The sequence below is a fragment of the uncultured Senegalimassilia sp. genome (genome assembly GCF_934636665.1).
Lineage (GTDB): Bacteria > Actinomycetota > Coriobacteriia > Coriobacteriales > Eggerthellaceae > Senegalimassilia.
In genome coordinates, this window is the sequence record NZ_CAKUAT010000006.1 from 111779 (window position 1) to 136171 (window position 24393).

21 protein-coding genes, 4 tRNA genes and 1 riboswitch are annotated in these 24393 nt (G+C 61.0%); of the genes, 22 read left to right on the top strand and 3 right to left on the bottom strand.

Annotated elements, in window-relative coordinates; all coding sequences use genetic code 11:
* Window positions 1-137: 137 nt before the first annotated feature.
* Complete coding sequence (lysS, locus tag Q0G75_RS03835; protein ID WP_294416887.1) at window positions 138-2081, top strand: lysine--tRNA ligase; 1944 nt, start codon at window positions 138-140, stop codon at window positions 2079-2081.
* A gap of 154 nt (window positions 2082-2235) precedes the next feature.
* Here lysS and Q0G75_RS03840 read toward each other — a convergent pair whose 3' ends face one another.
* The gene (locus tag Q0G75_RS03840) at window positions 2236-3390 is read right to left on the bottom strand and encodes an AI-2E family transporter (RefSeq protein ID WP_294416886.1); all 1155 of its coding nucleotides are present in this window, start codon (window positions 3388-3390) and stop codon (window positions 2236-2238) included.
* Window positions 3391-3715: 325 nt separating this feature from the next.
* Here Q0G75_RS03840 and Q0G75_RS03845 point away from each other — a divergent pair, with 325 nt between their 5' ends.
* The 9 genes from Q0G75_RS03845 to Q0G75_RS03885 all read left to right on the top strand — a co-directional run bounded on the left by Q0G75_RS03845 (window position 3716) and on the right by Q0G75_RS03885 (window position 14342).
* The gene (locus Q0G75_RS03845; RefSeq protein ID WP_294416883.1) at window positions 3716-6289 is read left to right on the top strand and encodes an ATP-dependent Clp protease ATP-binding subunit; all 2574 of its coding nucleotides are present in this window, start codon (window positions 3716-3718) and stop codon (window positions 6287-6289) included.
* Window positions 6290-6459: 170 nt separating this feature from the next.
* Window positions 6460-7308, top strand: coding sequence for a 2-C-methyl-D-erythritol 4-phosphate cytidylyltransferase (gene ispD / locus Q0G75_RS03850; RefSeq protein WP_042434753.1), 849 nt, complete (start codon window positions 6460-6462; stop codon window positions 7306-7308).
* Window positions 7305-7802 carry a 2-C-methyl-D-erythritol 2,4-cyclodiphosphate synthase gene (gene ispF / locus Q0G75_RS03855; protein ID WP_294416881.1) on the top strand — a complete coding sequence of 166 codons (498 nt, stop codon included), beginning with the start codon at window positions 7305-7307 and terminating at the stop codon, window positions 7800-7802. The genes ispD and ispF overlap by 4 nt, the downstream gene beginning before the upstream one ends.
* 89 nt (window positions 7803-7891) lie before the next feature.
* A complete protein-coding gene (gene cysS, locus Q0G75_RS03860; RefSeq protein ID WP_294416879.1) occupies window positions 7892-9412 on the top strand; it encodes a cysteine--tRNA ligase in 1521 nt (506 codons plus the stop codon).
* Between the two features lie 223 nt (window positions 9413-9635).
* The gene (locus tag Q0G75_RS03865) at window positions 9636-10910 is read left to right on the top strand and encodes a U32 family peptidase (RefSeq protein ID WP_294416878.1); all 1275 of its coding nucleotides are present in this window, start codon (window positions 9636-9638) and stop codon (window positions 10908-10910) included.
* Complete coding sequence (locus Q0G75_RS03870) at window positions 10907-12130, top strand: MFS transporter (RefSeq protein ID WP_294416877.1); 1224 nt, start codon at window positions 10907-10909, stop codon at window positions 12128-12130. Before Q0G75_RS03865 ends, Q0G75_RS03870 begins: the two co-directional genes overlap by 4 nt.
* A gap of 161 nt (window positions 12131-12291) precedes the next feature.
* Window positions 12292-12400: riboswitch (TPP riboswitch) on the top strand.
* 56 nt (window positions 12401-12456) lie between these two features.
* The gene (gene thiM / locus Q0G75_RS03875) at window positions 12457-13296 is read left to right on the top strand and encodes a hydroxyethylthiazole kinase (RefSeq protein WP_294416874.1); all 840 of its coding nucleotides are present in this window, start codon (window positions 12457-12459) and stop codon (window positions 13294-13296) included.
* A gap of 4 nt (window positions 13297-13300) precedes the next feature.
* On the top strand, window positions 13301-13633 hold the full coding sequence (locus Q0G75_RS03880) for a thiamine-binding protein (protein ID WP_294416872.1): 333 nt from the start codon (window positions 13301-13303) through the stop codon (window positions 13631-13633).
* Window position 13634: 1 nt separating this feature from the next.
* Window positions 13635-14342: a thiamine phosphate synthase gene (locus tag Q0G75_RS03885; RefSeq protein WP_294416870.1), complete on the top strand. Its 708-nt coding sequence runs from the start codon at window positions 13635-13637 to the stop codon at window positions 14340-14342.
* 267 nt (window positions 14343-14609) lie between these two features.
* Here the strand turns inward: Q0G75_RS03885 and Q0G75_RS03890 are convergent, their stop codons facing one another.
* Entirely contained in the window at window positions 14610-15899 is a 1290-nt protein-coding gene (locus Q0G75_RS03890; protein ID WP_294416869.1) for an aminotransferase, read from the bottom strand.
* 211 nt (window positions 15900-16110) lie between these two features.
* Between Q0G75_RS03890 and Q0G75_RS03895 the strand changes: the two genes are divergently transcribed.
* The 12 genes from Q0G75_RS03895 to rplA all read left to right on the top strand — a co-directional run bounded on the left by Q0G75_RS03895 (window position 16111) and on the right by rplA (window position 24088).
* Window positions 16111-17700, top strand: a complete 1590-nt coding sequence (locus Q0G75_RS03895) for a sodium/proline symporter (RefSeq protein WP_294416868.1) — start codon at window positions 16111-16113, stop codon at window positions 17698-17700.
* A 215-nt stretch (window positions 17701-17915) separates the two neighbouring features.
* The gene (locus Q0G75_RS03900) at window positions 17916-19121 is read left to right on the top strand and encodes a C40 family peptidase (RefSeq protein WP_294416866.1); all 1206 of its coding nucleotides are present in this window, start codon (window positions 17916-17918) and stop codon (window positions 19119-19121) included.
* 602 nt (window positions 19122-19723) lie between these two features.
* Window positions 19724-19808, top strand: a tRNA-Tyr gene (locus tag Q0G75_RS03905).
* A 6-nt stretch (window positions 19809-19814) separates the two neighbouring features.
* Window positions 19815-19890, top strand: a tRNA-Thr gene (locus Q0G75_RS03910).
* Between the two features lie 7 nt (window positions 19891-19897).
* Window positions 19898-19974, top strand: a tRNA-Met gene (locus Q0G75_RS03915).
* A gap of 81 nt (window positions 19975-20055) precedes the next feature.
* The gene (gene tuf / locus Q0G75_RS03920) at window positions 20056-21258 is read left to right on the top strand and encodes an elongation factor Tu (protein ID WP_294417723.1); all 1203 of its coding nucleotides are present in this window, start codon (window positions 20056-20058) and stop codon (window positions 21256-21258) included.
* A gap of 104 nt (window positions 21259-21362) precedes the next feature.
* Window positions 21363-21512 (top strand): 50S ribosomal protein L33, encoded by a 150-nt coding sequence (gene rpmG, locus Q0G75_RS03925; RefSeq protein ID WP_042434722.1) that lies wholly within the window; start codon window positions 21363-21365, stop codon window positions 21510-21512.
* 23 nt (window positions 21513-21535) lie between these two features.
* Window positions 21536-21612 (top strand) — tRNA-Trp (locus Q0G75_RS03930).
* Between the two features lie 106 nt (window positions 21613-21718).
* Window positions 21719-22153 carry a preprotein translocase subunit SecE gene (gene secE / locus Q0G75_RS03935; RefSeq protein WP_294417725.1) on the top strand — a complete coding sequence of 145 codons (435 nt, stop codon included), beginning with the start codon at window positions 21719-21721 and terminating at the stop codon, window positions 22151-22153.
* 3 nt (window positions 22154-22156) lie between these two features.
* The gene (gene nusG, locus Q0G75_RS03940; protein ID WP_042434717.1) at window positions 22157-22687 is read left to right on the top strand and encodes a transcription termination/antitermination protein NusG; all 531 of its coding nucleotides are present in this window, start codon (window positions 22157-22159) and stop codon (window positions 22685-22687) included.
* A 102-nt stretch (window positions 22688-22789) separates the two neighbouring features.
* Window positions 22790-23281 carry a 50S ribosomal protein L11 gene (rplK, locus tag Q0G75_RS03945; protein WP_042434714.1) on the top strand — a complete coding sequence of 164 codons (492 nt, stop codon included), beginning with the start codon at window positions 22790-22792 and terminating at the stop codon, window positions 23279-23281.
* A 96-nt stretch (window positions 23282-23377) separates the two neighbouring features.
* Window positions 23378-24088, top strand: a complete 711-nt coding sequence (gene rplA / locus Q0G75_RS03950; RefSeq protein WP_042434711.1) for a 50S ribosomal protein L1 — start codon at window positions 23378-23380, stop codon at window positions 24086-24088.
* 123 nt (window positions 24089-24211) lie between these two features.
* Here rplA and Q0G75_RS03955 read toward each other — a convergent pair.
* A partial coding sequence (locus tag Q0G75_RS03955) for a hypothetical protein (protein WP_294417729.1) occupies window positions 24212-24393 on the bottom strand: 182 nt, incomplete at its 5' end.

Consider the following 24393-nt stretch of genomic DNA (forward strand, 5'->3'; position numbering starts at 1 on the left):
GGCTGCGCCGCGTCGCTTGCGCATTCGGTTTCACGGACAAGGCTACGGGCCTATGCCTGCTCGCTTCGGCCAAACCCGGCGCACCGCAGCTGCTCTCGCTTACTCAACCAAATCCCTGTACTTAGAAGGGCTTTCCCATGAGCAATACCCCTGAAGTTATCGAAGACGATCCCATCGAGGTGCGCAAGGCCAAGCGCCAGGCCATGCTCGATGCGGGCCAGAACCCCTATGGTCATGCGTTCGACTACAGCCATCACCTGGCCGAGCTCGAGCAGCTGTACGCGCACCTTGAGGACGGGGATTCCACCGAGGACCTGGTCAAGGTCGCCGGCCGTATCATGTCCAAGCGCGTTCAGGGCAAGATCGCCTTTTTGGGCCTGCGCGACGCCACGGGCGACATGCAGCTGTTCTGCCGCATCAACGAGCTGGGCGAAGAGGCCTTCGGCCGCTTGAAGGACCTTGATGTGGGCGACTGGATCGGCGTCGAGGGCGCTATGATGCGCACGCGTCGCGGCCAGCTGTCCGTGGCCGTCTCGTCCTTCGAGCTGCTCAGCAAGTCCATCCGCCCGCTGCCCGAGAAGTTCCACGGCCTGGCGGACAAGGAGACGCGTTATCGCCAGCGTTACGTCGACCTGGTCATGAACCCCGAGGTCAAGCAGGTCTTCGAGAAGCGCTTCAAGATCGTCGCCGCCATCCGCCGCCACATGGAGGACCAGGGCTTCTACGAGGTGGAAACGCCGTTTCTGCATCCCATCCTGGGCGGCGCGAACGCAAAGCCGTTCGTGACGCACTTCAACGCGCTCGACCGCGACTACTTCCTGCGCATTGCCACCGAGCTGCCGCTTAAGCGCCTGCTCGTAGGCGGTTTCGAGAAGGTGTTCGAGATCGGCCGCCAGTTCCGCAACGAGGGCATGGACCCGTACCACAACCCTGAGTTCACCACCATGGAGGCATACCAGGCCTTCTCCGACCTCAACGGCATGATGGACCTCACCGAGGGCTTCATCAAGGCGGCCGCCGAAGCCGCCTGCGGCACGCTTAAGGTCAGCTACCAGGGCGTCGACATAGACCTGTCCGGCCAGTGGCCGCGCGAGACCATGTGCGGCTTGGCAACGCGCTATGCCGGCGAAGAGGTCTCCTTCGACCGTAGCCGCGAGGACCTGGTGGCCATCCTGGAGAAGAACGGCGGTCGCGCCGAGGACGCCTGGGGCAAGGGCAAGCTCATCTCCGAGATTTTCGAGGCCGTGGCCGAGGAGAAGCTCATCCAGCCCGTGTTCGTCACCGAGCATCCGCTGGAGATCTCCCCGCTGGCCAAGAAGCTGCCGAACAATCCCGAGCTCACCGAGCGTTTCGAGCTGTTCATCTGCGGCCACGAGTACGCCAACGCCTTCAACGAGCTCAACGACCCGGTCGACCAGGCCGCGCGCTTCCGTGCGCAGGTCGAGGCCAAGGACATGGGCGACGACGAGGCCATGGGCTACGACGCCGACTACATCCGCGCGCTCGAGTACGGCATGCCTCCGGCAGGCGGCGTGGGCATCGGCATCGACCGTCTGACCATGTTGCTCACCGATTCGCCGACCATCCGCGACGTGCTGCTGTTCCCGCACATGCGCGACGAGGCCCCTGCCGGTGCCAAGCCCGCTGCACGCCCGGCCGCTCCCGTCGAGCACCCCGCCGAGGAGCCCATCGACTTCTCCAAGGTGGTCGTCGAGCCGCTGTTCGCCGACGAGGTGGACTTCGACACGTTCAGCAAGTCCGACTTCCGTGCTGTGAAGGTCAAGGACTGCGTGGCCGTGCCGAAGAGCAAGAAGCTGCTGCAGTTCACGCTTGATGATGGTACGGGCACCGATCGCACCATCCTGTCCGGTATCCACGCCTACTACGAGCCGGAGGAGCTGGTGGGTCGCACGCTCGTGGCCATCACCAACCTGCCGCCGCGCAAGATGATGGGCATCGCCTCCTGCGGCATGCTGCTGTCCGCCGTGCACGAGGAAAAGGTCGACGACGACACCACCGAGGAGCGTCTGAACCTGCTCATGGTCTCCGACCGTATCCCGGCAGGCGCCAAGCTGTACTAAGCGGCAAACCTTATATCGTGATTGCAAGAAAGCCCGCCTAGGTTAACCCAGGCGGGCTTTCTTTGTTTGGTGGAAGGCGAACGTGCGGTTGCGTTTCGCCGCTCGATCCTATGACGCGGTGCCGCGCCATAGGATCGTCCCGTTGCGGATGACGTTATGCCAGTGTTGCGGGTTTGATAGCCGCGTCGCTTTCGTCTTCGCTGCCGTTTTCGGCATCAACTTGCGCGAAGTGCTCCATGGCAAGCGTTCGGAGCGTGGAGATGACGGGTACGCCCAAAAGCACGCCCAGAAGGCCGAACAGCGACCCGCCGGCGATCACGGCCACGAACACCCAGATGCTCGGCAGGCCCACCGACTGTCCCACCACGTTCGGGTAGATGAGGTGCCCCTCGATTTGCTGGAGGACCACTAGGAACACGATGAACTGCAGGGCCTGCATAGGATCTTGCGACAGGATCATCGCTGCACCCATGATGCCGCCGATCCATGCGCCGGCGAACGGGATGAGCGACGATACGCCCACGATAAGGCCGATGGATGCCGCATAAGGGAACTGCAGGATGGTGCCGCCGATTGCACACAGGGCGCCTAGGATGATGGCCTCGATGCATTGCCCGCGGATGAAACGCGAGAAGCAGTCGTTGGTGATGCTGCATGCGTGCAGCACGCGGCGGCGCAGGTTCTCGCCGGGGATGAAGCTTGCCGCGCGCATGGCGCCGGCATGCACGCGGTCCTTGTCAAGCAGCAGGTACAGAGCGAACACCATGCCCAGCAGGATCGAAAGCGTCAGGTGCGCCACCTCTCCGCTGGTCTGCGCCACGATGCGCAGCGCCTGGTCGGTGCCGCCCATGGCGTCCAGAGCCTTTTGCCCGATGGAGTTCCAGGTGGCGTTGTCCAAGATCGGAATGGCTTGCGCACCGGGAAGGTTCGCGATGGCCTGCGACGCCATGGCCGCAGCTTCCGATATGCCGGTGATGATGGCGGAGCCCACGGATTTGAACTCGCCGCCCACGAATGCGGTCAGCGCCGCAAGCGCCAAGGTGACGGCGGCGATGGCCAGGATGACGCAGATGGGGCGGCGCGTTTTCGCCACAAGCGCGCTATTCGAGCGCGGAAACCACCGGGACTCGAGCGCCGCTGCAATGAAGTTGAGCAGGTATGCCAGCACCGCGCCGATGGCTAAAGGCTCAAGGGCGGACCAGACGGTTGAGAAGATGGAGCAGAGGCCGTCGAACCGGGCGACGGCCAGCGCCGCCACGGCAAGGGCGGCGATAAGGATAAGGGCGTAGCGTATGGTGTGCCTGTTCATGCGATCCTGTCGGTTGAAGGGGATGGGCCGCGCTGTCGCGCGTTTCGCAACCAGTATAAGCGTGTGCATCGGTCAAGGCGCCGTACTTGCGCGCTTGTCGTCCTTTCGTGAAGAACCGCTTGCGAAATCCGGGTAGAAAGGGGCAAAAGGGGTCCAAAAGCGCTTCCGGTGTGTGCGGATTGCACGTAGCAAGGGCAACGGGCGCTGTGCGGCTTCGGGCTACTTTATTATGTATACGATACGTAAACGGCTTAGCAGTCCATTGACGGGAGTGCTAACATGAACAACCGAGACCATAATCATATGCCGCGAGAATCGAGGCTTCATGTCATTTGAGAAGTTCACGGACAAGGCGCGCAAGGTGCTCGTCTTGGCCCAGGACGAGGCACGTGCCCTGCATCAGCCCTATGTGGGCACCGAGCATATCCTGCTGGGCCTTATCCAGGAAAAGGACGGCCTTGCCGCCCAGGCCCTTGAGCGCTTGGGCGTGGCTTATGACGCCGTGGTGAAGGGTATCCGCGAGGTGGCCTCCATCGACGAGGGCGCCGACGTGTCCGGCCACCTTTCGTTCACCCCGCGCGTCAAGCGCGTGCTCGAGAACAGCCTGCGCGAGGCCATGCAGATGGGGCAGAGCTATATCTCCACCGAGCATCTGCTGCTCGGCATCGTGCGCGAGAACGAGGGCACGGCGCTCGACGTGCTCTCGCGCCTTGGCGTGAAGGGCGACGACATTCGCACCGCGCTCAACGATTTGGTGGGCCAAAGCCCCGTGTACGCGGGCCGCAACCCCTTCGAGGCGGCCGGTACCGTGCCCGACAGCGCCCTGAAGGAGTTCGGCACCGACCTTACGCAGAAAGCGCGCGACGGCAAACTCGACCCGGTCATCGGCCGCGCCGGCGAGATCGAGCGCGTCATGCAGATCCTCTCCCGCCGCCAGAAGAACAACCCGCTGCTCATCGGCGAGCCCGGCGTGGGCAAGACCGCCGTCGCCGAGGGCTTGGCGCAGCTCATCGTGTCCAACCAGGTTCCCGATATCCTGCGCGGCAAGCGTCTGCTCACGCTCGACGTGTCCGCCCTTGTGGCCGGCAGCAAGTACCGCGGCGAGTTCGAGGACCGCTTGAAGAAGTGCATCAAGGAGGTCAAGGAAGCCGGCGACATCATCTTGTTCATCGACGAGATGCACACGCTTATCGGCGCGGGCTCTGCCGAGGGCTCCATCGACGCCGCCGCCATCCTCAAGCCGCCGCTGTCGCGCGGCGAGATCCAGGTCATCGGCGCCACCACCATCGACGAATACCGCAAGCATCTGGAGAAGGACAGCGCCCTCGAGCGCCGTTTCCAGCCCATCACGGTCGGCGAGCCCAACGAGGAGCAGGCGCTGCGCATCATGGAGGGCCTGCGCGACCGCTACGAGGCGCATCATCAGGTGCATTTCACCGACGAGGCGCTTCAGGCCGCCGTCACGCTGTCGGACCGCTATATCCAGGACCGCTTCCTGCCCGACAAGGCCATCGACGTTATGGACGAGGCCGGCGCCCGCATGCGCATTCGCAACATGACCTTGCCCGACGAGCTGCGCGAGATGGACGACAAGCTGCGCCAGATCCGCTCCGACAAGGACAAGGCCATCGCCGAGCAGGACTTCGAGCGCGCCGCCAAGCTGCGCGACCAGGAGTCCGCCGTGAAAGACGAGCGCGCCGCGGCCGAGAAGAAATGGGCCGAAGATTCCCGGAAATCGGTGCATCAGGTAACGGCGCAGGACATTGCCGACGTCGTCTCCATGACCACCGGCGTGCCCGTGTCCAACCTTACCGAGGCCGAAACCGAGAAGCTGCTGCGCATGGAAGGCGTGCTGCACGAGCGCGTCATCGGCCAGGAAGAGGCCGTGACCGCGTTGTCGAAGGCCATCCGCCGCAGCCGCGCCGGTTTGAAGGACCCCAAGCGCCCCGCCGGCAGCTTCATCTTCCTGGGCCCGTCGGGCGTGGGCAAGACCGAGCTGTCCAAGGCGCTCGCCGAGTTCCTGTTCAGCTCTGAGGACGCGCTCATCAGCTTCGATATGTCCGAGTACATGGAGAAGCACTCCGTCAGCCGTCTGGTCGGCTCGCCTCCGGGCTATGTGGGCTTCGACGAGGGCGGCCAGCTCACCAAGGCCGTGCGCCAGCGCCCGTATTCGGTGGTGCTGTTCGACGAGATCGAGAAGGCTCATCCCGATGTGTTCAACATCCTGCTGCAGATCCTGGAGGAAGGTCGTCTGACCGACGCCCAGGGCCGCACGGTCGATTTCCGCAACACGGTCATCATCATGACGTCCAACGTCGGCGCCCGCGAGATCTCCGCGCCTACCACGCTCGGCTTCAGCCCCGAGGGCAAGGCAGGACTTTCCGACAAGGAGATCAAGTCCCGCGTTATGGGCGAGGTGAAAAAGCTGTTCAGGCCCGAGTTCTTGAACCGTATCGATGAGATCATCGTGTTCAAGTCCTTGACGCAGGAGCAGATCGTCGAGATCGCCAAGCTCATGGTGGCAGACCTGCGCGAGCGCTTGATCGCCCAGAACATGACCATCAACCTCACCGATGACGCCTACAAGCTCATCGCGAAGGAAGGCACCGACGCCGCCTATGGTGCCCGCCCGCTGCGCCGCGCCATCCAGCGCCTGCTGGAGGACCCGCTGTCCGAGGAGCTGCTCGAGGGCAAGTGGACGTCCGGCTCGGTCATCCAGGCCAACGTTTCCGAGGATGGCGAAAGCCTTGCGTTCGTCCCCGGCACGGGCTCCATCCCTGCGCCGCGCAAGCACGATAACATCGCGCGCGACGCCGAGCTTCTGCTCACGAACTTCGATCTGGGCCACGCCGGCGTCTCCGGCTCGGGCGGGTCGGCAAGCGGCGGCGCTGCGGATTAAGGTTCCGGTTGCTTCCGCTGCGCCCTGCTTGGGCCGGCTGGGGAGCGCCTGCCACGCGCTCTTTTTCCATACAGCGCGTAGCGTGCCTGCGAAAACGCGGCAGTTGCTTTAGAATGTAAGGCGGTCCCGAAAGGGGCCGCCTCATTTGTTTTCGACGGAAAGAGGAAACCATGCCCAAGACCGTTGACCCGGTGTTCTCGTCCTCGGTGCTCGCCGCGGCCGATCTGGCCACGGCGCTCGACATCGATGCGCTCACGCAATCCTTGGCCGGCCTTGAGGGCAAGGTCGACAAGAACCCGAAGACGGCGGCCATCATCTTGGCCGGCGGCACGGGCGAGCGTTTCGGCAAGGAAGGCGGCAAGCAGCTGGTGGAAATCGGCGGCAAGCCGATTCTCACCTGGTCGGTCGAGGCCTTCGACGCTGTAGGCGACATTGGCCTCATCGTCATCGTCTGTCCGGCCGAACGCCAGGGCGAGTACCTGAGCAAGGCCGTCGACCCCTTCTCGTTCGCTACGCCCATCGTGGTCGCCGCGGCGGGCTCCACGCGTCAGGAATCGGCGTTTTCCGGCCTTGAGCTGGTGCCCGAGGAGTTCGAGTACGTGGTCATGCACGACGGTGCCCGTCCGCTCATCTCGGCCGACCTGATCGCCCATACCATCGCCACGCTCAAGGGCAACATCGACGCCGATGGCGCTGTGGTGGCCCATCCCGCCATCGATACGCTCAAGGTGGTGGAAAACGGCGTCATCGTCGGCACGCCCGATCGCAGCGTGTTCTGGAACGCGCAAACCCCGCAGGTGTTCCGCGCGGGCATCTACCGCCGTGCGCACGCCTCGGCGCTCTCCGACGGCTTCGTCGGCACCGATGACAGCTCGCTGATCGAGCGTCTCGGCGGCCGCGTCCTTGTGGTGGAGGGCAAGCGCGACAACATCAAGCTCACCGTACCGGAGGATTACCTCATGCTCGTGGCCGCCGTGCGCGAGCGTTATCTCAAGCAGAAAGGCGAGCAGGAGCAATGAGCCTGGGATTCAGCGCCCTGCGCATAGGGCAGGGCTACGACGTGCATAAGCTGGTCGAGGGCCGCAAGCTCATCATCGGCGGGGTGGATATCCCGCACACTCTGGGGCTGCTCGGCCACTCCGACGCCGATGTGCTGGCGCATGCCGTGGCAGATGCGCTGCTCGGCGCCATCCGCGGCGGCGACATCGGCAAGCTCTTCCCCGACACCGACCCTGAATGGGAGGGGGCCGATTCCATGAAGCTGTTGGCGGCGGTGGCGGCCAAGGTGCGCGAAGAGGGCTACCAGATCATCGACGTCGATAGCGTCATCGCAGCTCAGGCGCCGAAGATGGCGCCGTATCGCCAGCAGATGCGCGAGAACTTGGCAGCCGCCATGGGTATCGCGGTCGACAACGTCGGCGTGAAGGCGACCACCACCGAGCACCTGGGTTTCGAGGGCCGTCAGGAGGGCATCTCCGCCACGGCCGTGGCCCTGCTGGCGCGATGTAGCTAGTTCGGGCGCGGTTTTCGCAACGCCCGGTCCCTTCGCAGCCTTCGTCAACCCGCCGCACCATGCGGCATGCACATAGAACAGGAATGCAAATGCTTAAGATCTACGACACCAAACTTCGTGAAAAGGTGCCTTTCGAGTCGCTCGAGCACGGGAAGATCGGCATGTACGTGTGCGGTCCCACCGTGTACAACTACATCCATATCGGCAATGCCCGTACGTTCGTCAGCTTCGACGTCATCCGCCGCTACCTCTCCTGGCGTGGCTTCGACGTGAAATTCGTCTCCAATATCACCGACGTCGATGACAAGATCATCAAGAAGGCCAACGAAGAGGGCCGCAGCGCAGCCGAGGTTGCCGCCGAGTATTCGCAGGCATTCCTTGATGATATGCACGCCATGAACGTGCAGGACCCCGATGTGCGCCCGCGCGCAACCGAGGAGATCCCTGAGATGATCCAGCTCATCCAGGAGCTCATCGATGGCGGCCACGCGTACGAGGTCGAGGGCGACGTCTACTTCAGCGTGCGCAGCTATGCTGATTACGGTGCGCTGTCCGGTCGCAACATCGACGAGATGGAAGGCGGTCATCGCGAGCTGCGCGCCGACGGCCAGGGCCTGGAAGACCGCAAGCGCGACCATCTCGACTTCGCGCTGTGGAAGGCCGCCAAGCCCGGCGAGCCTTCTTGGGAAAGCCCGTGGGGCCAGGGCCGTCCCGGCTGGCACATCGAGTGCTCGGCCATGTCGCGCAAGTACCTGGGCTTGCCCTTCGACATCCACGGCGGCGGTGCCGACCTGGTGTTCCCGCATCATGAGAACGAGCGCGCCCAGTCCGAGGCCGCATGCGGCTGCACCTTTGCCAATCATTGGATGCACAGCGGCATGCTGCAGATCAACCACGAGAAGATGAGCAAGTCGCTGGGCAATTTCCTGCTGTTGCGCGACATCCTCAAGACCACGTCCCCCGATGTGCTGCGTTTCCTTATGCTGCAAACGCATTACCGCAGCCCGCTCGATTTCTCCGACGAGCGTCTTGACGAGGCTGCATCCGCGCTTTCCCGCATCGAGAACGCCGTGCGCAACCTTGATTGGCAGATGAAGAACGCCCAGGATGTGCCCAGCCCGCTTGATACCCAGGCCATCCTGAAGCAGACGAAGTCCACGCGCGTCGAGTTCGTCCTAGCCATGGACGACGACTTCAATGCTCCGCGCGCGCTGGGCGAGGTGTTCGACCTGGTCGGTTTCGCGAACACCCAGATCGCCGACAAGACGCTTTCGCTCTCCGATGTTCCCTCCGTGCGCGATCTGCGCGAGACCATCACCACGCTCATGCGCGTGTTCGGCGTGGAGGTTGCTCCTCAGGATTGGGAGGATGCGCAGGAAGATGCGTATCCGGCCGAGGTCGTCGACCTGGCGAAACAGGTTGCCGGCTACGAAGGCTCGGATGCTCATGAGGCTGTCGACGCTCTGCTCGAGGCTCGTGCCACCGCGCGTGCCGAGAAGAACTGGGCCGTGGCCGATGCCGTACGCGATGGCCTTACGGGGCTGGGCTTCACCATCGAGGACACCCCTCAGGGTGCTCGCGTCAGCTACGACCCCTCCGAGGGCAAGTAGGATAAAACCGACGTTGCGGGCCGCTGCGCCGCTTCGTTCCCGTCTTCAACCTTGCGGGCGTGGCCGAAAGGCCGCGCCCGGTCTGGCCTGACGCAAGGTGCGTTTTACCGGGCCTAGGGCAAAGGGTGCCGGATTTGCCGTGCGGCGTCCGGTTGGATGGGTTCGAGGCCGCGCGGCGGCTTTCGTGTTTGTACTGGATCGATTACTACGAAGATTGCTACCGATGACAGATTTTTCAACAACCGAGCTCCTTGCGCCTGCGGGCGGCCGCAGCCAGCTCGAGGCTGCCGTCCGTTTCGGGGCGGATGCGGTGTATTTGGCCGCCGACAGGTTCGGCATGCGCCAACGCGCCGAAAACTTCACGCTTGACGATATCCCGTCCGCCGTCGCCTTCGCGCACGCGGCGGGTGTGAAGGTGTACGTGACGGTGAACACGCTTATGAACCAGGCGGATATCGCCGCCCTGCCGCCGTATCTTGAGGCTCTTGACGCCTCGGGCGCCGATGCGCTCATCGTCAGCGACCTCGGTGCGTTCTCTCTGGCGAAGCGCTATGCGCCGCATATGGAGCTGCATGTGAGCACGCAGGCTTCCGTGATGAATGCCGAAGCTGCACGCACCTGGTACGATTTGGGCGCCTCGCGCGTGGTGGTCGCGCGCGAGATGAGCGTGGAGGACATCGCCGAGTTGCGCGCGCAGGCGCCGCGCGATCTTGAGATCGAGGCGTTCGTGCATGGCGCCATGTGCATGGCCTTCTCGGGGCGCTGCATGTTGTCGGCGGCCATGACGGGGCGCTCGGGCAACAAAGGCTATTGCGCGCAGCCGTGCCGATGGAGCTATGCGCTCGTCGAGGAAAAGCGCCCCGGCGCGTATTACCCTATCGAGGAGGATGTGCGCGGAACCTATGTCATGAACGCGCATGACCTGTGCATGATCGAGCATCTCGATGAGCTGGCGCAAGCTGGCGTCAGCTCATTCAAGATAGAGGGCCGCAATAAGCGTGCGTTCTACGTTGCCACGGTGGTGCATGCCTATCGGGCGGTCATGGACGGCGCCGACCCGTCCACGGTCATGTCCGACCTGCATGCCATTTCGCATCGCCCCTACGGCACCGGCTTCTATTTCGGTCAGCCAAGCCAACGCCAGGAGCGTGACGGTTATGACAAGGATTACCTGCATGCCGCTACGGTGACCGCATGCTGCCCGGAAGGGGAGAGCAGGTGGCGAATCGAGGCCACGTGCCATAACCGGTTCCGCGAAGGCGATGAACTCGAGGCGCTTTCTCCGCGCAAGGCCATTGCAACGGCGAACGTGAGGGGCCTCACCTGGCTGGTGCAGCCAAGCGGAGACCGTCCCAACCCGTCCCCTGAGCCGGTGCCGGTAGCCAATCGCACTATGGAAACCTATGCGTTCACCAGCGATATCTCCTTGCAGCCGGGCGATCTGCTGCGCATTCGCGTGGATTCCGCCCCTCAAGGCGTGCAGGAAGTGAGGGCATGAGCTGCTTCGAAACGGCATCCGCGGCGGAGACGCCCAGCCGCGCGCGCGGCAATCTCATGATCTTGGTGTTGGCGCTCAGCTGCTTTGTGTTCGGGTGCGCCTACCAGTACATCTTGGGCGTGCCCGATCAGGTCGCGCAAATCGCCGGTATCGATCTTTCCCAGGTCAGCCTCATGATGGGCGTCTATGGCGTGTGCAACGCCATCGGCACCCCGCTTCTGGTCATGGTGCTCACCTCGCGCGGACCGAAAACGTTGCTGCTGGTCAGCCTTGCCCTTATGGCGGTGGGCATGGCGATTTGCGCCGCCACCCCCATCTATCCCGTCATTTTGACGGGTCGTGCCGTCATGGGCGTGGGCAACGGCACCTTTGCGGCAACCGCCTATATCGCGGCAAGCCGCATCGCCGGCCCTTCGCATGCCGCCTCGGCTATGTCGAACGTGGCTCTTGGCTTCAGCGCTTCCTTCGTCTTCGCGCTTCCCGCCGCGCGTATGCTGCGCAACGTTATCACCTGGCAGCAGGCGTATTGGGCGCTCGTCGTCGCGGCGTGCGTCGCATTCGCGGTCATCGCGCTCGTGGTGCGCGTGCCCGACGCGCCGAGCAGCTCATCGGCCGGGCAGGGCCGTCGCAACGCCGATGCGCTGCGCGTGTTCCGCAACCCCTGCGTGGTGCTGCCGCTGATTTGCACCGTGCTCATGTTCGTGGGATACGCCTCCATGAACACCTACATCACGCCGTTCATGGAAAGCGTGCTTCCCCAGCCGGAGTGGGTGAGCGGCTCCCTGTTCGCCTTCGGATTGATGAGCATGATCGGTTCGAAGGCAAGCGGCTGGGCAGCCGATCGCTTCGGTTCGGCTTCGGCGGTCATCGGCTGCGTGGCGCTTCAGGCGGTAACGCTGGTGGTGTTGGGGCTTGTCACGGGGTCGTGGCCTGCGGCGCTGGCGGCAGCGTGTATGTGGACAGGCATATCCTGGGGATTCTTACCGGCGCAGAATTCATTCATCATGCTCAACGCCGGGGATGAGGCGGCGTTTGCCGTCAGTTTGTCGAACTCCTCGCTGCAGCTCGGCAGTGCGCTCGGGTCGTTCGCTGCAGGCGTGTTCATCACCTGCATGCCGCTTCTGGCGATGCCGTTCGTCTCCGCTGCCTTCACCGCTTGCGCGGTGGCTGCCGAAATCGCGGCGTTGCGCTTGTCCCGCAAACCGCGCCGCGTACAGTAAGGCGAAGGGTTCCGTTGCTTTTGGTTTTGCCGCATCCGTTCGGAGGTCGAGCGCGCAAAGGGCGCGCGGTAAAGCCGGTCGCTTGGCTCGTGCGATTCCTTTGTCCGTTCGGCGGTTTAACGGGCAAGCGGTTTACGCGCCGGTGTACTATATGCTCAACAGATTCGATGCAGGGGTGCCCGGCGGCAACGTCGGCGCTGAGAGGGCGCAAGCCTAACCCTTTGAACCTGTCCAGGTAACGCTGGCGTAGGGAGCATCTCTCGTGCACGGACGAGGGCGCCATCTTCTACGGTAGCGTCCTCGTTTTTCGTTGCAAAGGAGAGAATATGATCAAACGAAATCAGCTCGAGGCATCCATCGCGAAGGCCGCCGCCGACGTGCGCGCCAACAATCCCCTGGCCGGATCCATCACCAACACCGTGACCATCGATTTCGTGGCGAATGCCCAGCTCGCCGTCGGCGGCTCGGCTGCCATGGTCTATCTGCCCGATGAGGGCGAAACCCTAGTTGCCGCAGGCGGTGCCGTGTACCTGAACATGGGCACGTTGTTCCCCATTTACGAGCAAACCATCCCGCGCACGGCGGCCGCGGCCCAGGCCGCCGGCAAGCCGTGGGTGCTCGATCCGGTGGGAATCGGCATCGGCAGCCTGCGCACCAAGCTGCTTTCCGAGCTCAAGCAGTATAAGCCCGCCATCGTGCGCGGCAACGCCTCCGAGATCATCGCGCTCGCCGGTCTGTGGGGTCTTGAGGGCACGGTCGACGATCTTTCGCGCGCCCGTGGCGTCGACACCGCCGATACGGTGGAGGCTGCACGTGCGGCGGCTATCGCGCTGGCACGCTATACGGAAGGCGCCGTCGTCATCTCCGGCGAGTCCGACCTGGTCACCGACGGGCATTCGGTCGTCATCAGCCATGGCGGCAGCGCGCTTATGGGCAAGGTCACCGGTTTCGGCTGTTCGCAGGGCGGCGTGCTTGCCGTATACGCTACGCAAACCGATCCGTTCACGGCCGCTGTTGCCGCGGTGAACCACTACAACCTGGCGGGCGTCGCGGCTGCAGCTGCCGCCGATGCTCCGGCAAGCTTCAAGGTGGCCTTCATCGACGAACTGTTCCGCGCAACCCCCGAGGCGGTTGCCGGCAACCCCATCGAGATTCAGGAGGCGTAGCATCGTGAACACGCTGGTTGCCGTGGCCATCGCCCCGTTCGGCGTGGGCGATGAGCTTGCACCCGAGGTTGCCGAGGTGGTTCGCGTCATCCGCGAATCGGGTCTACCCAACAAAACCTATTCGATGTTCACCGAGATCGAAGGCGAATGGGACGAGGTCATGGCCGTGGTCCGCGATGCCACGTTCGTTTTGGCGCAGAAGGGCATTCGCACTGAGGTCATCCTGAAGGCGGATGTCCGCCCTGGGTTCGAGAATATGATGGAGCAGAAGGTTCGAAGCGTCGATGCCATCCTTGAAAGCGACGTTGTCGACGGAAACGCTGAAAAGGGAGAATAGCATGAGCATGCGAGACAACCTGGATATTTCCGCATATCTGGTGCTGGGTCCGGAAAATACCTTGGGCCGACTCGTTGCCGACGTGGTGGCCCAGGCCATCGCGGCAGGGTTCACTTGCGTTCAGATCCGCTCGAAGGAGTGCTCGGCTCGCGAGCTCATCTCCTGCACGGCCCAGGCATCCGAGGTCATACGGCAAGCCGGCGCGCAAGACCGCGTGGCGCTGCTTATCGACGACCGCCTGGATGCGGTGTATGCCGCCCGTCAGCAGGGAATCAAGGTCGATGGCGTGCACGTTGGCCAGACCGATATCCCCGTCGAGGCGTGCCGTGCCTTGCTCGGCCCCGATGCGGTGGTGGGCCTTTCGGCTCGCGCCGACGAGATGCTCGAGTACGTGAAAACCGCCGATATGTCGCTGGTTGATTATCTGGGCGTCGGCCCGCTGCATGAGACGCCCACGAAAACCGACTGCGGTTTGGCGGCAGATGGCACCATTATCACAAAAAGCTTTGAGGACTTGGCGGCGCTTCACCAGGCAAGCCCCGTTCCCATCGTGGTTGGCGGGGGAGTGAAGGTGGCGGACATCCCCGCCGTTGCGCAAACCGGTGTCGATGGCTTCTTCGTGGTATCCGCGGTATGCGCTGCGCCTGACCCGCATGCAGCCGCCCAAGAACTCGTGCAAGCATGGAACGCTGCGAAGCAAGCTAACTAACGCAAACTGAAGCAAACGCAATAAAGGCCCGCTCAATCGAGCGGGCCTTACCTATTTCTATATAACGGTCGCGAAAAGTTCCTAGACACGATTCAATGCCGAGCATGCTTGCAAGGGAGAATCGATATAGGCAAGAGAAGCCCGCCTACGCCTTTGTGCGTTTGCGCTCGCGGCGTGTATCGATTTGGGCTAAAACAAGCTTGCGCATCATCGTTACGGCATTGTGCTGACGTTGCTCGAATGGCGCATCTGATCGGCGTGTCCGGCTTAATCTTGCAACAGCTTTTCCGCGTACGCCAGCTTCACGCAGCAAACGAACACGTCAAGCGCTGCATCCAATTCCTCAACGGGCGGCAGGCTGGGGGCGATGCGGATGTTGCTGTCGGCCGGGTCCTGCTTGTATGGCCAGGTGGCGCCTGCGCCCGTCATGGTGACGCCGGCGTCTTTGGCAAGCTCCACGATCCGCTTCGCGCATCCGGCGGGGGCGTTGAACGAGACGAAGTACCCGCCGCGCGGCTTGCTCCAGGTGCAGCCGCCGATTTCGCTCAGGCCCTCGGACAGTTTGCGGTCTACCAGCTCGAACTTGGGGCGCAGGATGGCGGCGTGCTTGGCCATGTGCTCCGCCAGGCCCTTCCCGTCGTGCAGGAACTTCACATGACGCAGCTGATTGAGCTTGTCGTGGCCGATGATCTGCGGGCTCATATGCGCCTTCATATCCGCGATGTTGGCGCTGCTTGCCGCCATTGCCGAAATGCCCGCACCGGGGAAGGTTACCTTGCTGGTGGAAGCGAACTTGAAGCAGCGGTCGGGGTTTCCGGCATCATCGCAGGCGCGGCGGATATCGAGCAGCTGGTCCTGCTGCGCCGCGTCGTCGTTCAGGTGATGGATGCCGTAAGCGTTATCCCAGAAGATACGGAAGTCGTCGGCTGCGCAAGGCATGCCGGCCAAGCGGCGCACCACCTCGTCGGAATAGGTTGCGCCGCTGGGGTTGGAATATTTCGGCACGCACCAGATGCCCTTGATCGAAGCGTCTTCGGCGACCAGACGCTCTACCTCGTCCATGTCCGGGCCGTTCTCGTTCATGGCAACGGGGATCATCTTGATGCCGAAGGCCTCGGTCACGCCGAAGTGCCTATCGTAACCCGGGCAGGGACACAGCCATTTCACCTCGTCAAGCTTGCACCAAGGCGTATGGCCCAGCGTGCCGAACATCCAGCAACGAGCCATGGTGTCGTACATGATGTTCAGGCTGGAGTTGCCGAACACCATCACATGCTCGGCGTCATCGTCGAGCATAACGGCCATAAGGCGCTTCGCCTCGGGAATGCCGTCGAGCACGCCGTAGTTTCGGCAGTCCGTGCCATCTTCGGCGGTGCAGTCGTCGACATCGGTGATGCACCTGAGCATGGGCATGCTCAGGTCAAGCTGTGCGCGGGAAGGCTTGCCGCGCGCCATGTTCAGAGCCAGCCCCTTCGCCTTGAAAGACTCGTATTCGCGGGTGAGCGCATCGCGCGTTGATTCCAACGCTTCATGGGCAAGCTCTGCGTAAGCTGGCATCGTGGTGCATCCTTTCGCCGTTTGCGGGGTAAGAACAATCGAAAACACCTACCTGAGGTAGGCGAAGTCAAGTATAATCCCAGCGTCAACGTAAACAATCGACCGGTCGTTAAATGCGTCCGTTTCCCGTATTTCGGCGATGCCGGCTGGAGGGCCGTGCGGTTTGCCTGGGGGACGGGCTTGAAAACGGCATAAGGGGCGGGCACAGAACATGGAAACGAATGATTTGCTGGTCGTTTTGGCCATGGTTATCTACTTCGTCGTGGTGCTGGCGGTGGGCTTCTCCTACGCCAAGCGCTCGAATTCCTCTACCGACGAGTACTTCATCGGCGGTCGCAAGGTGGGGCCGTGGTTCACGGCGCTGTCCGCCGAGGCGTCCGACATGTCGGGCTATCTGCTCATGGGCATCCCCGGTCTTGCTTACTTCTTCGGCGCCTCCGAGGCCATGTGGACCTGCATCGGCCTTGCTATCGGCACGTATTTGAACTGGCTGTTCGTGGCCAAGCGCCTGCGTCAGTACTCCGAGCGCGTGCATGCCATCACCATTCCGGCCTTCTTCTCCAACCGCTTCCATGACAAGAAGAACATCCTGTCCACGGTGGCGGCGGTCATCATCTTGCTGTTCTTCTGCGTATATACGGGCAGCTGCTTCGTCACCTGCGGCAAGCTGTTCCACACGCTGTTCGGCATCGACTATGCGGCCATGATGATCTTCGGCGCCGTGGTGGTGTTCGCATACACGCTGGTGGGCGGCTATCTTTCGGTTGTGGCAACCGATTTCATCCAGGGCTGCTTGATGTTCTTCGCCCTGGCCGTGGTGCTCATCGGCTCCATCGCCTCCGTTGGCGGCGTCGATGTGACGATCGCCTTCCTGCAGAACATCCCCGGCTTCTTGAACGGTGGACAGCTCACCACGCCCATCATCGATGCGAATACGGGCTTGCAGGCGGTCCAGGGCGATCAGCCGCTGTTCGGCGAGCCTACTGAATACGGCATTCTCACCATCATCTCCACCCTGGCCTGGGGCCTTGGCTACTTCGGCATGCCGCAGGTGCTCGTGCGCTTCCTGGGCATTCGCTCGGCCGAAGAGGTTCGCCAGTCGCGCATCATCGCCGTGGTGTGGGTCGTCATCTCCATGGTGTGCGCTCTGTGCATCGGCTTCATCGGCCGTGCCATGCTGCCCACCTATTTCGGCACCAATGCGGCAGCCGAGAACATCTTCATCGTTATCGCCCAGATGATCCTGCCCGCCTTCATGTGCGGCGTGGTGGTGTCCGGCATCCTGGCGGCGTCCATGTCCTCTGCCTCGTCGTATCTGCTCATCACTGGCTCTTCGGTTGCCGAGAACATCTTCCGCGGCATCATTAAGCGCGATGCCACCGATCGCCAGGTCATGATCGTCTCTCGCATCACGCTGGCCGTGGTCATGATCATCGGCATCCTTATCGCCCTCGACGAGAATTCCGTCATCTTCCGCGTCGTCTCCTATGCATGGGCCGGCCTCGGCGCCTCGTTCGGCCCGCTCGTGCTGTGCAGCCTGTATTGGCGTCGCACGAACCTGCCCGGCGCCCTTGCGGGTATGCTCGGCGGAGCTATCACGGTAGTGGTTTGGCACAACCTCATCAAGCCGCTCGGCGGCGTGTTCGGCATCTATGAGCTTCTGCCTGCCTTCATCATCTCGTTGGTGTGCATCTTCGTGGTGTCGAAGCTTACGGCAGAGCCCTCGCAGGAGATCTACGATGAGTTCGATCACTACACCGAGGCGCGCATGGACGAGGATGTGAATCCTGCGACTGCATAACAACTGCGATACATATATAGGTATTTCGATGGGGAAGGGGCCTTGGGTTTCCTTCCCCGTTTCTCGTATCGGGGGTTTGCGTAAAAGCATACGCATGAACTGGTTTTATGAACGCAAGCACACAAGCGTTTTTCCTGCAACCGTTCTCCGTGCTATCATATGCGATGCTATTGCCCGTAATCACAGTACTTAAGCTCAATCTAGGAGGTTCTTGGATGAGCCAATCTATAATCGATCTCAGCAGGCGAGCATTCATCGGCGGCGCAGCAGCGCTTGGCGCCACGTCGCTTATCATCCCCGAGTTCGCGTTTGCTGAAACGGCCGCTGAAAAGCAGGCCGAGGCGGATGCCGTTCGCAACCAGCTGGTCGGCTTGCAGGCCGATCTGGAAACCGCCGGCGAAAACTACTATGCAGCTCTTGATGAGCAGGAGAGCGCCCAGCGCTCCATGGAGGAGCAGCAGGTAAAGATCGACGAGACCACCGAGGAAATCGAAGGTCTGCAAGATCGTCTGAGCACGCGCGCTCGCAGCATGTACCGTTCCGGCTCCACCACGTTCATCGACTTTTTGCTCGGCGCCTCCTCTTTCGCCGAGTTTACTCAGAATTGGGAGCTGCTGAATCAGATCAACGCTAACGATGCCGATTTGGTCGACCAGACCAAGGCCGCTCGTGAGCAGCTTCAGGCAGCCAAAGACGAATTTGCCCGTCAGGAGCAGATCGCTGCCCAGAAGGCCGCAGAATGCAAGCAGATCCACGACGAGGTTCAGGTCAAGGTGCAAAACGCCACCGAGCTCATGAACTCTCTTGACGACGAGGCCCGTGCGTTGCTCGAGCAGGAGCAGGCTGCGGCTGCTGCCGCAGCCGCTGCTCAGGCACAGGCAGAGGCGGAGGCTGCAGCAGCAGCCGGCGGCAACGGCGGCGGAAACGACGGCGGCTACCAGGGCGGTGGAAGCAACGATAGCGGCAACCAGGGTGGCGATACCGGTGGAAGCACTGGCGGTGGCAGCAGCTGGGGCGGCGGAAGCAGCAGCGGTGGCAGCACCATCGTCTATCCCGGCGGTGGTGGTTCCGCTGGCGACAACAGCGCTGCGTATTCTTACGCTTGCTCGCGTATCGGTTGCCCGTACGTTTGGGGCGCCGAGGGACCTGATTCGTTCGACTGCTCTGGCCTGGTCACGTGGGCTTATCGCCAGCTTGGCATCGAGCTGCCGCATCAGAGTGAGTCTCAGATGGCTTGTGCAACGCGTGTGGTGTCTGTCAGCGAGGCGCGTCCGGGCGACGTTCTGTGGCGTTACGGTCACGTGGGAATCGCCGGCGGCTACGGCGGCACTCCGTACGTGCATGCCCCTACGTTCGGCGCCTGCGTGCGTAACACCGACTCGCTTTCGTGGTCGAATTTCACGAATGCGCTGCAGTTCTAGTCGCCATAGGCCCTAGAAGACATAACCTGAATAGCATGCAATCGGGGGAAGGCATACAGGCCTTCCCCCGATTTGTTTTAGAGCATGTGATCGATAGACAAGGCGCAATACCGTAGGAGGGAAGTAATGGGCCCAATGGCTGCAGAGCCCCCATTACAGATAATGTAACGGACGGCAGGGCGCAAAATGAGATTCGCTCAAAAGACGCCAAGGTCGCGTTAGCATAAAGCTGAACAGGGAAAACAATCCCTGCCTTACGAAGGGGGAGGCTCAGCGCACGCAAGAGAAGCTCCATCTTTCAAAAAAAGTTGGAAAAAGGGCTTGCCACAACGTCCACTATCCCGTAATATACTACCTCGCTTGCGGAGCTCACGACAGCGAGCTTCGGAGTGGAACGCCTGCTGAAAAGCTGAACAGCTTACAGCAACGGGTGATAAGGATTCAAAGCTTTGTGAAGGTTTGAAGAGGATACACCCGGGGCCGTGTAAAGGGTTGACACGGTTTCTCAGCTAGCGTATGATTCCACTGCTCGCGCGTTCGGGTTCTCACCGATCCGCAAGCAGGCAGCTTGATAAATGCACATGAATTAAGCAGCGAAACATGGGCGTGTGCCCGAGTGGTTAAAGGGGACGGGCTGTAAACCCGTTGACTCTGTCTACCTAGGTTCGAATCCTAGCGCGCCCACCATCTTTCGCCTGTGTAGCTCAGTCGGTAGAGCACTTCCTTGGTAAGGAAGAGGTCGTCGGTTCAAGTCCGATCGCAGGCTCCAGCTTTTTGGCGGTGTAGCTCAGTTGGTTAGAGCACACGGTTCATACCCGTGGCGTCACTGGTTCGAATCCAGTCACCGCTACCAATACTTACACTGCGCCCGATTTATCGGGCGCTTTATTTTAGATTCGTTTCGCGAAAGCGATCCTTATAAGGAGGATGAAACATGGCTAAGGAGAAGTTCGAGCGTTCCAAGCCGCATGTTAACATCGGCACCATTGGTCACGTTGACCACGGTAAGACGACGCTGACTGCTGCTATTTCCAAGACGCTGTCCGAGAACGACGGCTCCCATGGCACCGCTCACGCTGACTTCACCGCCTTCGAGAACATCGACAAGGCTCCCGAGGAGCGCGAGCGCGGCATCACGATCTCCATTGCTCACATCGAGTACGAGACCGATGCTCGCCACTATGCTCACGTTGACTGCCCTGGTCACGCTGACTACGTCAAGAACATGATCACCGGTGCTGCACAGATGGACGGCGCTATCCTGGTTATCGCTGCTACCGACGGCCCCATGGCTCAGACCCGCGAGCACATCCTGCTCGCCCGTCAGGTCGGCGTTCCCTACATCGTCGTGTTCCTGAACAAGTGCGACATGGTCGACGACGAGGAGCTCATCGAGCTCGTCGAGATGGAGACCCGCGAGCTGCTGACCGAGTACGAGTTCCCCGGAGACGACATCCCGGTCATCCGCGGTTCTGCTCTGAAGGCCCTGGAGGGCGACAAGGAGTGGCAGGACAAGGTTTGGGAGCTCATGGACGCTGTTGACTCCTACATCCCTACGCCGGAGCGCGACGTTGACAAGCCGTTCCTGATGGCTGTCGAGGACACCATGACCATCACCGGCCGTGGTACCGTTGCTACCGGTCGTGTCGAGCGCGGTGTTCTGCATGTGAATGACCCGCTGGAGATCGTCGGTATCAAGGAGACCCAGAACACGGTTTGCACCGGCATCGAGATGTTCCGTAAGCTGCTGGACGAGGCTCAGGCTGGCGACAACATCGGCTGCCTGCTCCGTGGCATCAAGCGCGAGGAGATCGAGCGTGGCCAGGTTCTCTGCAAGCCTGGTAGCGTTACCCCGCACCAGAAGTTCGAGGGCCAGGTTTACATCCTGACCAAGGAAGAGGGCGGCCGTCACACCCCGTTCTTCGATGGCTATCGTCCGCAGTTCTACTTCCGCACCACCGACATCACCGGTGTTGCTCACCTGCCCGAGGGCACCGAGATGGTTATGCCTGGCGACAACGTGACCATCACCGCTGAGCTGATTCACCCGGTTGCAATGGAGGAAGGCCTCCGCTTCGCTATCCGTGAGGGTGGCCGCACCGTTGGTTCTGGTCGAGTGACCAAGATCATCGCTTAGTTTTAAGCTGCAGCTTTTAAAGGGCCCGCTTTCGGGCGGGCCCTTTCTTAAGATTCATGTGTATGCGTTCAAGCTTGTTTGAATACGGCTTATAAGGAGAGTTCATGCGCACGATGGTTACCTTGGCGTGTACGGAGTGCAAGCGCCGTAACTACACGACCAAGAAGAACAAGCAGAACAACCCTGATCGTATCGAGTTGAAGAAGTACTGCAAGTGGTGCCAGAAGCACACGCTGCATAAGGAAACCCGATAGTTTTCAGAGGTTAGCACGGGCATAGGCCAGTAGCTCCAATTGGTAGAGCGGCGGTCTCCAAAACCGCATGTTGGGGGTTCGAGTCCCTCCTGGCCTGCCAGCTCGAATAGCGAGCAGCTTGTAGTCAGGTTGCTAAATTGATCAGCAGCTTGATGCCAGGCTGCTTGTTTGGCGTTTAGAGGTAAAACGATCCCTAAAGGAATCAGATGGCTAAGAAATCAAAAACTCAGCGTGCGAAGGCGTCTGCCGCTCGCGCCGCTCGTAAGGAAGCTCGTCAGGCCGAAGCAGCAGCCGAGGCATTGAAGCAAGCCCAGGGCGAAAGCGCTGATACCGAAGCTCCTAAGAAGAAGCTGTTCGGTAAATCTTCTCAGGCTGCTGATTCCGCAAAAGACGCTAAGCAGAGCAAGGCTGTTGAAAAGAAGGCCGAGAAGAAAGCTGCTAAGCCCAAGAAGAAGCGTTTTCAGTTCCTCAGGGATGTCAAGGCTGAGATGAAGCGCGTTACTTGGCCCAGCCGTCAGGACGTTCTTCGTTGGAGTGTTGTGGTGGTTGCCGCGCTTCTCTTCTTCGGTATTTACGTTGCTGTTCTTGACAATGGCATTATCACGCCGCTGTTGTTTTTGATTTCCGGATTGGGGGCTTAAGGCATGTCGAAGAAGTGGTATGTGCTTCACACCTACTCCGGCTATGAGAACAAGGTGAAGACGAACCTTGAAACCCGCATTGAAACCATGGGTCTTGAGAACAATGTCTTCGCTATCGAGATTCCTACCGAAACCGTTACCGAGATCAAAGAGGGCGGTCGTCGCAAGGAAAGCGAAAAGAAGGTGTTCCCTGGTTACGTGCTGGTTCGCATGGAACTTGATGATCGTAGCTGGGCTGCCGTTCGCAATACTCCTGGCGTGACCGGCTTTGTCGGCGCTGACAGCAAGCCTGCGCCGCTTACTCGTGACGAGTACAACAAAATCATGAAACGTACTAGTCATGAGGCCCCGAAGAAGACCTCTACCAATCTTGAGGCAGGGCAGGCCGTCAAGGTCGTTTCCGGTCCTCTGGCCGAGTTTGATGGCGTTGTCTCTGAGGTGATGCCTGATGCCGGCAAGGTTAAGGTCATGGTTTCGATCTTCGGTCGTGAAACCCCGGTGGAGCTTTCGTTCGATCAGGTTTCCTGCATATAGAATGGTCTCTGCAGTTTTAAGGCGTGCCCGCGTGGACCGGGGCTTCTCATTCCTTAGGCTGTGAAGATATATAGTGCAAAAGCATTTTGAAAGGTAATTAGAATGGCTGAGAAGAAAGTTACCGGCTTCGTTAAGCTGCAGATTCCTGCTGGCGCTGCGAATCCGGCCCCGCCCGTCGGCCCGGCTCTGGGTGCTCAGGGTGTCAACATCATGCAGTTCTGCCAGGCGTTCAACGCTCAGACGCAGGAGCAGAAGGGCACCATCATCCCTGTTGAGATCACGGTGTACGAGGACAAGTCCTTCACGTTCATCTGCAAGACCCCGCCGGCGGCTGTGTTGATCAAGGAGAAGCTGGGTCTGAAGTCCGCTTCCGGCATCCCGCAGCTGAAGTTCGTGGGTACGCTTACCCAGGATCAGCTCCGCGAGATCGCTGAGATCAAGCTGCCCGACCTGAACGCTAACGACATCGATGCTGCTATGCGCATCGTTGCCGGTACCGCTCGTTCCATGGGCGTGCGCGTCGAGGGCGTTGAGATGAAGAAGACCTACGTGCCTTCCAAGAAACTGGCCGCTATCCTCAGGGGCGAGGCTTAAGAATTTCGCATCGTTTGATGCATTTGATTTTGGACAGTGGAAGGGCTTTGCGTTAGAAGCCGCATAAGCTCGCTACGAACCACGAAAGGAACTATCATGGCAAAGCATTCCAAGGCTTACCGCGCTGCCGTCGAGAAGATCGGCGATGCCACCTACGCTCCGCTTGAGGCGTTTGCAATGGTGAAGGAAGTCGCCACCACCAAGTTCGATCAGACCATCGAGGCTCACTTCCGCCTGGGTATCGACACCCGTCAGGCTGATCAGCAGCTGCGTGGCACGGTCTCCCTGCCGAACGGCTCTGGTAAGACCGTCCGTGTTGCTGTCTTCGCCGAAGGCGCAGCAGCTGACGCTGCTCGTGAGGCTGGCGCTGACATCGTCGGCACCGACGAGCTGACCGCTCAGATTCAGGCTGGCGAGTTCAACTTTGACGCTGCTGTTGCTACTCCCGACCAGATGGGCAAGGTCGGCCGTCTGGGCAAGATCCTCGGCCCCCGTGGTCTGATGCCGAACCCGAAGCTCGGTACCGTTACCCCGAACGTTGCTCAGGCTATCAAGGAGCTCAAGGGCGGCCGTGTGGAGTATCGTGCTGACCGTTACGGTATTGCTCATGTCATCATCGGCAAGGCCAGCTTCACTCCCGAGCAGCTCGCTGAGAACTATGGTGCTGTTTACGACGAGATTCTGCGCATGAAGCCTGCTGCTGCTAAGGGCAAGTACGTCAAGTCCGTCAGCGTTTCCGGTACAATGACCCCGGGTGTTGCTGTCGACTCTTCCGTGAACAAGAACTACACGGTTGCTGCTGAATAACATCTCAGCCATTTCAGCTTTTAAGGAGCGGTCCTTCGGGGCCGCTCCTTTTGTATATGTTCGCGGTTCTATTAGCATGTATGGATGTGGCTTGTTGAAGGGCCACTGATTGCAGGATGGGTATTACTCCTTGTCGCCATTTTGCCGATCTTTGCTTGTTGGAACGCCATGACGAGAGTGCTCTTGCATCTGGCAAAGTGCGAGTTTGGTACCATTGCCTTGATTGCAGATTGCAGATTGCAGATTGCAGATTGCAGATTGCAGATTGCAGATTGCAGATTGCAGATTGCAGATTGCAGATTGCA

What these genes read in the sequence shown, in the direction of transcription:
- lysS (WP_294416887.1), top strand. Translation starts at nt 138, where the DNA reads ATGAGCAATACCCCTGAAGTTATCGAAGACGATCCCATCGAGGTGCGC.
- Q0G75_RS03840 (WP_294416886.1), bottom strand. Translation starts at nt 3,390, where the DNA reads ATGAACAGGCACACCATACGCTACGCCCTTATCCTTATCGCCGCCCTT.
- Q0G75_RS03845 (WP_294416883.1), top strand. Translation starts at nt 3,716, where the DNA reads ATGTCATTTGAGAAGTTCACGGACAAGGCGCGCAAGGTGCTCGTCTTG.
- ispD (WP_042434753.1), top strand. Translation starts at nt 6,460, where the DNA reads ATGCCCAAGACCGTTGACCCGGTGTTCTCGTCCTCGGTGCTCGCCGCG.
- ispF (WP_294416881.1), top strand. Translation starts at nt 7,305, where the DNA reads ATGAGCCTGGGATTCAGCGCCCTGCGCATAGGGCAGGGCTACGACGTG.
- cysS (WP_294416879.1), top strand. Translation starts at nt 7,892, where the DNA reads ATGCTTAAGATCTACGACACCAAACTTCGTGAAAAGGTGCCTTTCGAG.
- Q0G75_RS03865 (WP_294416878.1), top strand. Translation starts at nt 9,636, where the DNA reads ATGACAGATTTTTCAACAACCGAGCTCCTTGCGCCTGCGGGCGGCCGC.
- Q0G75_RS03870 (WP_294416877.1), top strand. Translation starts at nt 10,907, where the DNA reads ATGAGCTGCTTCGAAACGGCATCCGCGGCGGAGACGCCCAGCCGCGCG.
- thiM (WP_294416874.1), top strand. Translation starts at nt 12,457, where the DNA reads ATGATCAAACGAAATCAGCTCGAGGCATCCATCGCGAAGGCCGCCGCC.
- Q0G75_RS03885 (WP_294416870.1), top strand. Translation starts at nt 13,635, where the DNA reads ATGAGCATGCGAGACAACCTGGATATTTCCGCATATCTGGTGCTGGGT.
- Q0G75_RS03890 (WP_294416869.1), bottom strand. Translation starts at nt 15,899, where the DNA reads ATGCCAGCTTACGCAGAGCTTGCCCATGAAGCGTTGGAATCAACGCGC.
- Q0G75_RS03895 (WP_294416868.1), top strand. Translation starts at nt 16,111, where the DNA reads ATGGAAACGAATGATTTGCTGGTCGTTTTGGCCATGGTTATCTACTTC.
- Q0G75_RS03900 (WP_294416866.1), top strand. Translation starts at nt 17,916, where the DNA reads ATGAGCCAATCTATAATCGATCTCAGCAGGCGAGCATTCATCGGCGGC.
- tuf (WP_294417723.1), top strand. Translation starts at nt 20,056, where the DNA reads ATGGCTAAGGAGAAGTTCGAGCGTTCCAAGCCGCATGTTAACATCGGC.
- rpmG (WP_042434722.1), top strand. Translation starts at nt 21,363, where the DNA reads ATGCGCACGATGGTTACCTTGGCGTGTACGGAGTGCAAGCGCCGTAAC.
- secE (WP_294417725.1), top strand. Translation starts at nt 21,719, where the DNA reads ATGGCTAAGAAATCAAAAACTCAGCGTGCGAAGGCGTCTGCCGCTCGC.
- nusG (WP_042434717.1), top strand. Translation starts at nt 22,157, where the DNA reads ATGTCGAAGAAGTGGTATGTGCTTCACACCTACTCCGGCTATGAGAAC.
- rplK (WP_042434714.1), top strand. Translation starts at nt 22,790, where the DNA reads ATGGCTGAGAAGAAAGTTACCGGCTTCGTTAAGCTGCAGATTCCTGCT.
- rplA (WP_042434711.1), top strand. Translation starts at nt 23,378, where the DNA reads ATGGCAAAGCATTCCAAGGCTTACCGCGCTGCCGTCGAGAAGATCGGC.